The organism is Bacillus sp. JCM 19034, assembly GCF_001310635.1.
GTDB lineage: Bacteria > Bacillota > Bacilli > Bacillales > Bacillaceae_D > Halalkalibacter.
This window is the reverse complement of sequence record NZ_BAXR01000001.1, coordinates 557,798-569,641: the sequence shown is the minus strand read 5'-3', so window position 1 is coordinate 569,641 and position 11,844 is coordinate 557,798. Positions and strand designations below refer to the sequence as shown.

Genomic DNA, 11,844 nt, shown 5'->3' with positions numbered 1-11,844 from the left:
GGATGAGCAGAGGAAATGAGAGGTTTAACGTTTGTTAAGGATTACAAACATAATGAGAAACTGAGGAGGAGCTTTAATGAGCTTGCCACTTTGATTTTTGACTTGAATTTTGAAGCTTGGTATACAAAAGGATTTTGGAATAACCGTTATATACCCTATTCTTATGCAGAAGGGGATAAAATTGTAGCAAACGTGTCAGTTAACCTCTTAGCCTTCGTCATAAATAATGAGAAAAAAGAGCGATACAAATCGGTACGGTGATGACTCATCCAGAATATCGAAATCATGGACTTTCAGCAAGCTTAATAAATCTGGTTTTAGAAGAATATAAGAATCATTATGATTTCATGTACCTATTTGCCAATCAACACGTTTTAGATTTTTATCCTAAGTTTGGCTTCCAACGAGTAAACGAATATCAATTTTCAATGACCTATTCACCACATCAATCAGTTGAAGCAGGTCGTATTCGTAAGTTAGATGGTAGCAATATCAAAGATCTAAAATTTATTTATAAAGTTGCCTCCGAAAGAGTACCTGTTTCTAATCTGTTCGGCACATTAAACAGTCAAGGGGTGCTCATGTTTTATTGTATTTATGTGTTCAATAATGATATTTACTATATAGAAGATCAAGATGCGATCGTTATTTTTAGAACAGAAGGCAGGCAAACTGATATTTTTGATATTATTAGTAAAAAAGAAATCAACATTCATCATATTCTTCCGAAGATCACAAATAGAGATACGAATAAAATCGTTTTTCACTATACTCCGAGTTATAAAGGAATTGATGCGCATAGTCAAACTTTTAGTGGTGCTGATGTATTGTTTGTAAAAACGAGCGGTAGTAACTATTTCCCATTAAACGTTAAACACCCTATTACCTCACAGGCATGAAACCTTACCTTGTGATACATTCAACTTAAAGAAATGGGATTTTACATATTGCAGATTGATGAGAAAATATACTACATAAGCTTTATTGGGGGTTTTTTGAAGTGAAACATAGGATAAGGGATTGTAGATCAAACGAAGGAAAGTAGGTATGTTAAATGAAAACAGAAAAAGAAAAAATGTTAGCTGGAGAAATGTACAAACCTTCTGATTCTCAATTATTAAAGGAACGTGAGGAAGCAAGACGAAGGGTGAGAATCTATAATCAAACAATTGAAACGGAAATTGAAAAACGAACAAAACTATTAAAGGAGTTACTAGGTACAGCTGGAGAAAACATCTATATGGAGCCGAACATCCGTTTTGATTATGGTTACAACACGCACGTAGGAGAAAACTTTTTTGCCAACTTCGATTGTACGATTTTAGATGTTTGTGAAGTAAGAATCGGTGATAATTGTATGCTAGCTCCTAGAGTGCAAATTTATACTGCCACACACCCCATTCATCCAACTGAACGTAATTCTGGCAGAGAATACGCAAAACCGATTACGATTGGAAGTAATGTCTGGATCGGTGGAGGTGCCGTAATAAATCCAGGAGTTACAATAGGAGACAATGTCGTTGTTGCATCTGGTGCTGTCGTTACGAAAGATGTACCAAATCATGTCGTTGTAGGTGGAAACCCAGCCAAAATCATTAAACAAATAGAGTTATAAAAGTTTTGGTAACTCTTATATTAAATGAAGATCGTATGAATTGTGTTTATAGACGTTTAAAACTCGTGCGTTGCTGCAATATGCAGTAACGTTTTTTATTTTTTCTCTATTCAGGGAGGATGAGCTGAAAATGATGTTTGACATTAACGCTGCGTCATACATTATGCTTTTATTTAAAGAATTCCGTAATGATTCTACTAATTATAGAAAGGGGTAATCCACTAATGAAGATTGAAGTCGTTAATACAGTAGAGCAATATAAAGCATTAATAAATAAGGACTTAGACGATAGGGATATTTATTTTAAGGACAAGATGATGAAGCCTTTTGAATCAATGTGGTTATCAATAAATGTACCTATGAATGCAAAACAACAAGGTGGCTATGATGTGAAAATGGCAACACAAATGTTAGGATTTGAGAGTTTAGAAAATACCGAAAGTATCAAAGAGGCTTTAGTTAAGTTAATAGAGTTAAATATAGAGTATCTTGCTCGTAAAACGCTCAGTGAGTGCCTCAAAGCTTCAGAAAAAGCAGGCTTGAAGATTAGTTCAGATTTACTCAAATTTGCTGCTTTTATCTCCGCTAAAGGAAACCCACATGTATATAATGATTATGTCGGGTTCGGTGGCATTCCTGGCTATATTATCATTATGCTGAGACCGAATGACTATAACATACCTAGGATTCCTTCATTAATTGCTCATGAATTTCATCATAATTTGAGATTTTCTTATTTTGATTGGAATCATGGTAATGTTACGTTAGGTGACTATATTGTAATAGAAGGTCTTGCAGAATCGTTTGCAACGGAAATGTATGGAGAAGAATATTTAGGTCCTTGGGTTACATCAATTGTGGGTGAAGAGCTAGAGTATTCTACTCATGTTATAGGAGAAAATGTAAACCAAAAAGGTTTCGCTGAAGTAAGTAGTTATATGTTCGGGGATGAACAAGCAAAAAGTCAGGGCTATAATCCAGTAGGGCTTTCCGCTGGAGCTGGTTACGCTGTTGGTTATCAAGTAGTCCAAAGTTTTTTAAAGAAGCAGAATAGAACAATATATGATGCTACGTTACTTGGTACAGATGAAATCATCAAAGGTTCGGGTATGTTTAGATAATTCTTGCTGTTGTTAAGAACTAGGAGCTGTTTACCCGGCTCCTTTTTGTATTAATAGAACATATACATGGTTTGCGATAGCATGGTAATAGTTGGTATTTAAAGACATGGATATGGGAATTAATGTTATAATTACTTGATAAATGTGATTGACATATTAGATTTATTTAACATGTGATTAAAGGAGTCTATTACAAATAATCGACCAAGATTAATGATCAATTGATTATAGGATAGGAGTTTTAATGTAATGACATAGATTGGTTAAATAATTTCTGAAATGGGTTCTACTATATTGGAAAACTTAAATTAGGTTTATTAAGAGAAGAAATAGGGGGAAATAAATTGGGTTCTAGAATAATGCACGTGATAATTGCAAACAAAATTGCTGATAACTTATCGATTAAAGATAAAACATCATTTCTTATCGGGGGAATTGCAGCCGATGCAGCTTCACAAAAGACTCTTCGCACTTTTCAAAGGAGATGTTAAAGACTATTCTCGATATATTGACTACAATGAATTCGTACATAAATATGGCTTGAATAAAAATTCCGATTATATACTTGGATATTATACTCACTTAATTGCTGATGACATTTGGCTTAAAGGATTTTATTTGCCTTGGTTAAAAAACCGAATGGAGGCAGATGAAAACGTCAGTAATCAATACCATAATGACTTTCAATTACTTAACGGGAAACTATTAGAGTACTATGGTTACAGGCAACAATTAAGTGATGCATTAAATAGAAGTGTAACAATCATTGAAACCGAAGAAGTAAAATCTAGCGATATTAAGAAGCTTATCCCATATGTATTAAGTGATATGGATTATAATAGGAACAATATTGAAAAACCACTAACAGTGTTCACTCTTGAACAGATCATAGGTTATATAGAGACTTCAGTTGATAAAGGTTTAATATGCATTAAATCTTTAAAAATATAATGTAATTGATAGATTAGTTTTCGCAAAATTGATTAAGTATATTGAGATGATCTTACTTAATGGAGGAAATGAAGTTGAATAGGGGGAGAGTTTGGTGGAAGATATGTTATTAAAAGAACAAATTCTGTATCTTGAAAAGAAGTTAATGACGTATACGTATAAAGAATTAAATGAGCATCTCTCAGATGATTTTTTAGAGTTTGGAAGCTCTGGTAATGTATTCGATAAAAACGTTCAGCTTGATGAAGCAAGAAATGATCACGCTCTCACTAGTCCTATTCAATATACAGTAAATGATTTCCATATTAAACTACTGGCCCCGGATGTTGTTTTAGCAACATATCGCACAATGAGGCATAACGATCATAAAAATACAATACGAAGTTCTATTTGGAAATGTAATGATGGTAAATGGCAAATGGTATTTCATCAAGGAACACCAACTCAAACTTCCTAAATTGTGGAAATGATGAATGCTAGATTTTTGGTAAACGCGTAACTCAAATCCTGTTACAATGTATTATATCTTTGTTTTAAATTAACAGTAAAGGAATGATTTAAATGAAAACCTCGCGTAATCCAGAAACCGTTCATCAACCAGTAGCACCATATGTACATCAAATAGAGGTAACAGGTCGTAATAGATGGCTTACTTTGTCTGGACAATTAGGTATGGAAGTAGACGGATCAATACCAGAAGACTCATTAGAACAGCTCCAGCTAGCCTTAGAGAATATAAGAAGAAACCTAAAGTCAGCTAATATGGACGTAGAAGATTTAACAAAGTTAGTGTTTTACTTAGTAGGAGAATTTGATGCAGATAAAAGAAGGAAAATCATTGGAGGTTTTTTAGGTGAGCATCTGCCATGTACAACTATGATTTATGTAGTTGCATTGGCAGCACCAGTGTTTAAAGTAGAAGTAGATGCATGGGCATGTAAGGAGATGGATTAGTTACTTCTAAAAAATATATTACATGGTATGAGACACTTTATTTAGCAAACGAGTTGCCGTACCTTGTGACACAGGGTTAAAAAGTGAGTATAAAAATTAGTAGGACCATCAATTTGCTTTGATGGTCTATTCACGTTAATGGAGAAGGTGCTGTAACTTTTCAACATGTCTTCGGTTCGTGTCAAGCACTTCTTTAACCATTTTTTTGCTAGTCTCATCTAAATCTCCTCGAACCATTTCCTCTGAATATTCCACTCCATAGTGATCGATTCCTTTTATTGCATCTTCAATGATTTTATTGGCATCATCAGGCAGCATGACTTTGTGCATGAAACTGTGCATGGATCCAGTGATCCCTTCACTATCAGCAGGCATTCCTCCTAAATCCTGAATACGCTCAGCTAGTTTTGCAGCACTATGCTTTAACTCTTGCTGCATTGTTTGAAATTCCTGTCTTAATTCAGTCTTATCAAGCTCTTGAATATAATGCTCAAATGATCGTATACCCATGTATGTTCCTCTTAGTAAAGTATTTAATTCCTCAATAACTATATCATTCTGCACATTGATCACATCCTTTTTTAATTTGATTTTCATTCCGATGATTATTTTATAGCATATCCATAATTTGTTTATTTACTATGGGTTGGTAAAAACCTTTGAAATTTAATATTCTGGTTACAATGGACGTAGTTGCTACGAGAGTAATACTAAGTGGAGATGTTGAGATTGAAAACGAGCTACATTTGCATTACACTCTTCAAAAATGAATTGAGATGATTCGGTTTTTCCGAGTTTCCATCTATTTATTATAGGTTTTTTAGTTTTTGATTAGTTTTATAATAAGAGTAGAATATAGGTAGTCAACTAAGAGTCAAAAATCAGTATTATCTATAAATAAACTACAAATCGTAAACATTACTCAGGAACTGCTAGTAATACCCCGTAGATAGCCTTAGGCAAATGCCTTAAAAAGAAAAAATCTCCCAAATACTAATTGAAAAAAATGGATAGTTTATTGTTAATCGATGCATGTCAAGAAAAGTAAAGAACTCGATGACAATTGGCCGATACTCTGTACTAATCTTTAGATGGCATTTATGCGGAACTAAGAGAATGCGTAAAATTTGAGATCGGCTATCTGTACATTTAATGATTACAGAAGGTCGCATTCAAAATCTGATTCAACGCTATTTTCAGAGTTTTCCGATGTATTTGCAGATTGGGAAGGAAATGCAGTTCTCTTTACCAAGGGAATGATCACCTTTAATTGATTTTTTTGTAAAGTTATTCGTTTTTACTATCGCACTTATTTTGAAGAAGAGTATCTAACATAAGAAAGTCATTAGCTGTGCGTTAAAAAGAGACTGGTAAAAGAATACCCTATTAAAGAGACTTTTGGATTTTAAAGTGATCGCCTTTGAAGGCCTTGTAATGTCTTACCTATGTAGTAATGCAGCTTTGGTAGTTTCGTTACTATCGGCGAATCAGAAGTTGTAATCTTCAAGGCCTTAAATTACTGTTATCCTACCACAACATTTGATTTAGAACCTAAAAAAAACAGAAAAGCCTTGAAGATTCGGAAATTCGGCAGAAGCTAAGTACCTCTAACTATATATTCCAACTTTGATTAAACCGTTTTCGGCTGTTAGAGAGCTGATTTTTTATGATTATTTTAATTGTGTCATAGGCTTCTGCTCGATTGCTCTAAGTAATTTTAGGTTATAATCGTTCGCGGAGTAATGTTTCTCATTTGGGCTGCGTTTCCACCTTAGAATGGCTGAGCGTAAGGTTCTTAAACGTAATGAATCATAGGTTTCGATCATTATTTGATTATTAGAAGCTTCGATCATTGCTCTGCCGAATAAAATGGATTGTTCCACGTATTCGATATAATTTTCCGCTTCAGTTGCTTCCAATTGTAGATTTAAATGATATTTTAATTTGTCTATATCAAAAGTAATTAAACCATCAGCTGCTAGATCGACTGCATAGTTTTTCATGGAATCATTTAAGGCAGCGATATCTAATAATTCTTTATTAGAAGTATCCTTTACTAGAATACCGAGATTTTTAAATGTAACGACAAAACCTTCAGAAGCGAGCCTCGATAATGCTGTTCTTATCGGTGTTCTACTCATATTCATTTCCTTAGATAGTTCATTCTCCGAAAGAACTACTTCAGGTAATAACTCTCCGTAGACGATTTTATCCCTTAATTGTTGGTAAGCCTTGTCGGCTAATGATTCAGTAGTTGCCATACATATACATCCTTCCTATGTGTTCATAAACTTTAGTTACTATATCAATATTATCACAAATTAATTGTATACAAATTTTTGAAAAATAGATAGATTTACAATACTTTTACATGAACCCTAAATTATTTTAATAAACAGTCTGTAAGGTAGTAAATGAATCGAAATACAAGTTGTATTCAATTAAAATACAAGGAGGAGGTTAACAACGAATGGACTGTCAACACATAATTAGGCAATATTTTTAAGGCGTTTTGATTTTTAAGTAAATGGACTTAAACTCAGTGCTTGAAGCTAATTCTTGATAAACAAGATAGGCATCTTTCCTTTTGCAAGTACTATAACCGATTAACTCACGATTAAAGAGATCAATAAATATCCATATATAGTGCCATTTTTTATTGACTCGTACATATGTTAAGTAATCCGGTTATCCTTTGCTTTGAAAAATTAGAATTTTGACTTTGAGATACCCAACAAAAGTTGAATGGGTTAAGTCATATTCATGAATAGTCACTTTACGTGATTTCCCATCATGATAAAGGACGATTTGTCTTTTAAATTCTACTGAATGTACGACGTTTACTTTTGGTCAGCAAAAATTATCTTTACTTGTAGTCACCTTGTCCTTAAAAAATCTGTCCAACTTTTACGTATATAAAACGAATGCATTCGTCGTAGCTATTTGACTGTGGTACTACTTAAAAATCTATCATAATAAAAGGGAGATATTTAAAATGAAGACATTATTAAAAGGAATATTATTTAGCGGATTAATTTTATTTGTAGCAGCTTGTAGCAGTGTAGTTGATGGGACTTCAGAGCAAGGTGAAAATAACGAATGGCCAAAGGAACTGTCTATCGTGCAAATGCCGAATGAAGATAATCCAAATGCAGCTTCTATGCATTCGCAACTAAGAGAGCATTTAGCAGAAGAGCTTGGAGTAGAAGTGATTGAATATGAAGGTGGTAACTATGCAGTTGGTATTGAAGCGATGGCTAGTGAGAATATCGATATAATGCTTGTTACACCAATGAGTTATTACCAAGCGCTAACCAAAGCGAATGCAGAACTACTTGTGACACCACAGTCGGGTGAGAAGATGGAATACTATACGGCTTTTATTACACAAGCTGACAATGATGAGATTAATAGTATTGAAGATTTAGAAGGAACGAACTTTGCATTCGTTAATGCATCGTCATCATCTGGATATCTTTATCCAAAAGGAACGTTAGTACAAGAATTAGGGCTTGATCCAGATTTAGTCGAACAGTCAGGTTACTTTTTTAATAATGTTGTTTTCTCACAATCGCATCAAAATAGCTTTACGGGTGTTGCGATGGGAGACTTTGAAGCAGCAGCAGTGTCAGCAGGACAATATGAGATGATGCTTGAAGCATTAAATATTGATGAGAATGAGATTAAAGTGATTGGACGTACACAGGATATTCCGGATCCTTCTTATGCCATCCGCGGGGATTTACCAGAAGATTTTAAGGCAGCCGTTGTAGAAGCATTTGTCAGCTTTGATGATGTTGAGTATTTTGAGGCTATCCATGGAGACGCCGAAGTCCGTTTCAAGGCAACTGATCAGGATTATTATGCAGAAACGATTGAAATGTTAGATTCAATTAATGCGTTGGAGGAAGAATAAAATGAATCCGATCCTTTCGATTAAAAACTTAGTGAAGGTATATGGAGAGAAGACACGTGCGCTAAACGGTATTTCACTCGATTTCTATCCAGGTGAGTTTATCGTTGTGATCGGTCCATCTGGAGCTGGGAAATCGACATTTATCCGCTGTATCAATCGTTTAGTGGATCCGACGGAAGGACAAATTGTTTTTGCGGGGAAGAATTTAGAGAAGTTGGGAGCACGGAAGCTACGAAAAGAACGCTCAAAAATTGGAATGATCTTCCAACATTATAATTTAATCGGGCGAACGAATGTGATTAAAAACGTCCTACACGGGAGATTATACAACACGCCTATTTATAAAAGTATCTTTGGTCTATTTAGTCACGAAGATAAAAAAGAAGCGATTGAACTCTTAGAGAAAGTCGGGTTAGAGGATCAAATTTACAAACGTGCCAATGCACTTTCCGGTGGACAGATGCAACGTGTTGGGATTTGCCGTGCGCTATTGCAAAGACCAAAGCTTCTCCTAGCCGATGAACCGATTGCATCACTCGATCCAAAGTCAGCAAATATAGTGATGGAGCAGCTTCACAACATTTCAACCGAAAAGAAACTAACGTGTATCGTGAATCTGCACCAGGTGGACTATGCGATGAAATTTGCAACAAGAATTATTGGGATTAAAAAAGGTGAGGTTGTCTTTGATGGAGCACCTGCACAATTGACAGAGGAAATGACGCAGCATATATATGAAGGAAAAGAATCACAAATGAAACTACAAAAAGAAACGGTAGTTCAACGAGTGCCCGAGGATCATAGAGAATTACAATTAACTGGAGGACAAAAAGGATGAAGCAATACAGACAAAAGATAAAGCTTGATCAACAGGATCCGAAAAAGCTGCTATTGATTGTCGCTACTATTACAGTGATGCTTCTATTTTCCATCATGTATCTTAGAATTTCAGTGATTGACATGGTGATGGGGTTACCGAACTTTCTTTTCTTCTTCTTTGAAAAGTTCCTCCCTCCTAAATTAGATAATATAATGCAGTACATTCCAGCAGTTGGAGATACGATTGCTTATGCAGTTATTGCAACATTTCTATCAAGTATTATCGCATTAATTCTTGGGATTCTTATCTCAGAAAATACAAATAAATTTAAAAGTATTCGAGTGGTATGTCGCGGGTTTGTGTCCATCCTACGTAATATACCATTTGTAATCTGGGGTGCACTCTTAGTTTATATTTTTGGACTAGGTGGCATTGTAGGAGTTCTCGCGCTAATTCTCGTAACGATTGGATTTTTAGGGAAGAGCTACGCAGAATCGATTGATGAAATATCAGGAGAGAAGCTAGAAGCACTCCGAGCAAATGGCTCGTCCTATTTTCAAATTCTGCTCCATGGAGTGATTCCACAATTTATTCCTTCATGGATTAATTGGACGCTATTCTCATTTGAAATTAATGTACGTGCCTCTGTTGTAGTAGGGCTAGTAGGTGCTGGTGGTATCGGGGTTCTAATCGATACGAACATCAATTTATTCCGGTACCAGGAAGCTTTAGGAATTATTCTAGTCGTTGTAACAATTATTTTATTAACCGAATTTGTTACAAACAAAATCCGGACTAAGATAGCATAAGGGAGGATTGATTCACTATGGAAACGAATTATATTCGTGTTACGTCTAAAGGTACAATTTGGAAGACAATCCTCCTTATTGTCATTCTAGGAGCAATCTTTCTAATATCAGCCAATATGGTTAATTTAAACATGGCACAATTCTTTGAGCGCTTGGAGAATTTCCCAAACGTCTTAAGAAGTATGATAGCCATTGATTTAACGATTATTCCAAGAGCCTTACTCGAAATCTTGACGAGCTTATCGCTAGCCTTTCTAGCTTTAGTTGTCGGTGTCATTTTAGCGTTATTTCTAAGCTTTCTCGCAGCGACGAATATTGGCCCAAATAACATCATATCTGGCTTGATTAAGGGGGCCTTTGCTGTCATTCGCTCTGTCCCGTCACTTGTGTGGGGACTAATGGTTATTGCTAGTCTAGGTTTTGGGAATACGTCTGGATTTATCGCGATGCTATTCTCTTCGATTGGTTACTTGGTGAAAATGTTTACTGGAAGTATTGAGGATGTTGGGACAGACGTTATTGAAGCGATGCGTTCAACAGGTGCTTCCTGGTTCAATATTGTCTACCACGGACTCTTACCACTTGTGATTACTTCATTTGTCGCCTGGATCACGGTTCGTTTTGAAGGGAATATTTCTGAATCCATTAGTCTCGGAATCATTGGGGTAGGTGGAATCGGACTATTATTAACACAAGCAATTAGCTCATACAATTATGCACAAACAACGACAATTGTCATTCTAATCTGTAGCTTCATGCTCGTGATTGAATATTTAATGACTTTTATCAAGAGTAAGATTACACATGGGAATTGATAACGTTTAGAGAAGGTGAAAGGGGATAAATAAATTTGATGAATGCAAAGTTACATTGGGTACGTTTACCGCTTGAAGGAGTGGAGAACTGCCGTGAATTAGGTGGGTATAGTACAAATAATGGAGAGCAAATGAAGTGGCATTCATTTTTACGTTCGAGTGATCTCCATGAGTTGACTGAGATGGATATTTCATTTTTAGAAGATTACGGTGTAAAAACAGTCATTGATTTACGTGGAGAGGATGAGGTTACGAATAGATTGAATCCTCTAGCTGAAAGGCCGTTTTGCAACTATCATAATATTCCATTGGGGGGACAGCTGATACAGGAATTAAATTCAACGAAGGACATGACGATGGGAGAATCGTATATTTTCCTTTTGAAACATAGCGAACAAATAAAAACGATCTTCAATACGATTGCAACAGCAGAAGATGGTGTCATATTGTTCCACTGTGTAGCTGGGAAAGATCGTACAGGCATTTTAGCGATGTTATTACTTGGGCTAGCAGGTGTAGAGAGAAAAGATATCATCTCTAATTATGAGGTGACATATACAAATATGGAGTCCTTTAATCGATCTAAAAAAGATAGAGTTCTACCTGCTCATGTACCTGAAGCATATCTGTATTCAAGTAGGGAATATATTGAAGCAGCGTATGATTATATTATTGCAACACATGGCACATTTGAAAAATATCTATTGGCAAAGGATATTGATCAAGAAATGATTGATTGCGTGAAGAAAAGATGTGTTGACATAAGTGTTGGAGTGAAGCATATATAGAAAGCATGGAGTGGCAGGTGACTTTGGGATAAGAGGTTGCCTGTTTTTTATTTTG

The 11,844-nt window shown here is 35.3% G+C and carries 14 protein-coding genes and 2 pseudogenes; 13 read left to right on the top strand and 3 right to left on the bottom strand.

What is annotated here, in order from left to right:
• Positions 1-15 precede the first annotated feature (15 nt).
• From JCM19034_RS22750 to JCM19034_RS02980, 7 genes are all read left to right on the top strand, one after another.
• Positions 16-261 (top strand): hypothetical protein, encoded by a 246-nt coding sequence (locus tag JCM19034_RS22750; protein ID WP_231686777.1) that lies wholly within the window; start codon positions 16-18, stop codon positions 259-261.
• Positions 261-899 carry a GNAT family N-acetyltransferase gene (locus JCM19034_RS03005; protein WP_231686776.1) on the top strand — a complete coding sequence of 213 codons (639 nt, stop codon included), beginning with the start codon at positions 261-263 and terminating at the stop codon, positions 897-899. The genes JCM19034_RS22750 and JCM19034_RS03005 overlap by 1 nt, the downstream gene beginning before the upstream one ends.
• Before the next feature lie 155 nt (positions 900-1,054).
• Positions 1,055-1,615, top strand: a complete 561-nt coding sequence (locus JCM19034_RS03000; RefSeq protein ID WP_062047146.1) for a sugar O-acetyltransferase — start codon at positions 1,055-1,057, stop codon at positions 1,613-1,615.
• 224 nt (positions 1,616-1,839) lie between these two features.
• Complete coding sequence (locus tag JCM19034_RS02995) at positions 1,840-2,736, top strand: DUF2268 domain-containing protein (protein WP_062047144.1); 897 nt, start codon at positions 1,840-1,842, stop codon at positions 2,734-2,736.
• Between the two features lie 444 nt (positions 2,737-3,180).
• The gene (locus tag JCM19034_RS02990; RefSeq protein WP_370621784.1) at positions 3,181-3,687 is read left to right on the top strand and encodes a hydrolase; all 507 of its coding nucleotides are present in this window, start codon (positions 3,181-3,183) and stop codon (positions 3,685-3,687) included.
• Between the two features lie 103 nt (positions 3,688-3,790).
• Positions 3,791-4,144 (top strand): DUF4440 domain-containing protein, encoded by a 354-nt coding sequence (locus tag JCM19034_RS02985; RefSeq protein WP_082393716.1) that lies wholly within the window; start codon positions 3,791-3,793, stop codon positions 4,142-4,144.
• Positions 4,145-4,248: 104 nt separating this feature from the next.
• Positions 4,249-4,641: a RidA family protein gene (locus JCM19034_RS02980; RefSeq protein WP_062047140.1), complete on the top strand. Its 393-nt coding sequence runs from the start codon at positions 4,249-4,251 to the stop codon at positions 4,639-4,641.
• Between the two features lie 135 nt (positions 4,642-4,776).
• Here JCM19034_RS02980 and JCM19034_RS02975 read toward each other — a convergent pair whose 3' ends face one another.
• Positions 4,777-5,205 (bottom strand): DUF2383 domain-containing protein, encoded by a 429-nt coding sequence (locus JCM19034_RS02975; protein WP_231686775.1) that lies wholly within the window; start codon positions 5,203-5,205, stop codon positions 4,777-4,779.
• Between the two features lie 518 nt (positions 5,206-5,723).
• Between JCM19034_RS02975 and JCM19034_RS21500 the strand changes: the two are divergent.
• Positions 5,724-5,909, top strand: a pseudogene (locus JCM19034_RS21500) (IS110 family transposase); the annotation flags it as partial.
• 402 nt (positions 5,910-6,311) lie between these two features.
• On the opposite strand, the gene JCM19034_RS02970 reads toward JCM19034_RS21500, so the two are convergent.
• A complete protein-coding gene (locus JCM19034_RS02970) occupies positions 6,312-6,902 on the bottom strand; it encodes a GntR family transcriptional regulator (RefSeq protein WP_062047136.1) in 591 nt (196 codons plus the stop codon).
• A gap of 304 nt (positions 6,903-7,206) precedes the next feature.
• Positions 7,207-7,320 (bottom strand): annotated as a pseudogene (locus tag JCM19034_RS20780) (IS3 family transposase); the annotation flags it as partial.
• A gap of 316 nt (positions 7,321-7,636) precedes the next feature.
• On the opposite strand from JCM19034_RS20780, the gene phnD reads away from it, so the two are divergent.
• The 5 genes from phnD to JCM19034_RS02945 are packed head-to-tail and all read left to right on the top strand — an operon-like array spanning position 7,637 to position 11,789.
• Positions 7,637-8,557 (top strand): phosphate/phosphite/phosphonate ABC transporter substrate-binding protein, encoded by a 921-nt coding sequence (gene phnD / locus JCM19034_RS02965; protein WP_062047134.1) that lies wholly within the window; start codon positions 7,637-7,639, stop codon positions 8,555-8,557.
• 1 nt (position 8,558) lies between these two features.
• The gene (phnC, locus tag JCM19034_RS02960; protein ID WP_062047132.1) at positions 8,559-9,395 is read left to right on the top strand and encodes a phosphonate ABC transporter ATP-binding protein; all 837 of its coding nucleotides are present in this window, start codon (positions 8,559-8,561) and stop codon (positions 9,393-9,395) included.
• Positions 9,392-10,186, top strand: coding sequence for a phosphonate ABC transporter, permease protein PhnE (gene phnE, locus JCM19034_RS02955; RefSeq protein WP_062047130.1), 795 nt, complete (start codon positions 9,392-9,394; stop codon positions 10,184-10,186). The genes phnC and phnE overlap by 4 nt, the downstream gene beginning before the upstream one ends.
• A 17-nt stretch (positions 10,187-10,203) precedes the next feature.
• Positions 10,204-11,001, top strand: coding sequence for an ABC transporter permease (locus JCM19034_RS02950; protein ID WP_062047129.1), 798 nt, complete (start codon positions 10,204-10,206; stop codon positions 10,999-11,001).
• A gap of 38 nt (positions 11,002-11,039) precedes the next feature.
• Complete coding sequence (locus tag JCM19034_RS02945) at positions 11,040-11,789, top strand: tyrosine-protein phosphatase (protein ID WP_156323853.1); 750 nt, start codon at positions 11,040-11,042, stop codon at positions 11,787-11,789.
• The last annotated feature ends 55 nt before the right edge of the window (positions 11,790-11,844 follow it).

Excerpts from the sequence above, each read along its gene's own strand:
- JCM19034_RS22750 (WP_231686777.1), top strand. The coding sequence starts at position 16 with ATGAGAGGTTTAACGTTTGTTAAGGATTACAAACATAATGAGAAACTG.
- JCM19034_RS03005 (WP_231686776.1), top strand. The coding sequence starts at position 261 with ATGACTCATCCAGAATATCGAAATCATGGACTTTCAGCAAGCTTAATA.
- JCM19034_RS03000 (WP_062047146.1), top strand. The coding sequence starts at position 1,055 with ATGAAAACAGAAAAAGAAAAAATGTTAGCTGGAGAAATGTACAAACCT.
- JCM19034_RS02995 (WP_062047144.1), top strand. The coding sequence starts at position 1,840 with ATGAAGATTGAAGTCGTTAATACAGTAGAGCAATATAAAGCATTAATA.
- JCM19034_RS02990 (WP_370621784.1), top strand. The coding sequence starts at position 3,181 with ATGCAGCTTCACAAAAGACTCTTCGCACTTTTCAAAGGAGATGTTAAA.
- JCM19034_RS02985 (WP_082393716.1), top strand. The coding sequence starts at position 3,791 with ATGTTATTAAAAGAACAAATTCTGTATCTTGAAAAGAAGTTAATGACG.
- JCM19034_RS02980 (WP_062047140.1), top strand. The coding sequence starts at position 4,249 with ATGAAAACCTCGCGTAATCCAGAAACCGTTCATCAACCAGTAGCACCA.
- JCM19034_RS02970 (WP_062047136.1), bottom strand. The coding sequence starts at position 6,902 with ATGGCAACTACTGAATCATTAGCCGACAAGGCTTACCAACAATTAAGG.
- phnD (WP_062047134.1), top strand. The coding sequence starts at position 7,637 with ATGAAGACATTATTAAAAGGAATATTATTTAGCGGATTAATTTTATTT.
- phnC (WP_062047132.1), top strand. The coding sequence starts at position 8,559 with ATGAATCCGATCCTTTCGATTAAAAACTTAGTGAAGGTATATGGAGAG.
- phnE (WP_062047130.1), top strand. The coding sequence starts at position 9,392 with ATGAAGCAATACAGACAAAAGATAAAGCTTGATCAACAGGATCCGAAA.
- JCM19034_RS02950 (WP_062047129.1), top strand. The coding sequence starts at position 10,204 with ATGGAAACGAATTATATTCGTGTTACGTCTAAAGGTACAATTTGGAAG.
- JCM19034_RS02945 (WP_156323853.1), top strand. The coding sequence starts at position 11,040 with ATGAATGCAAAGTTACATTGGGTACGTTTACCGCTTGAAGGAGTGGAG.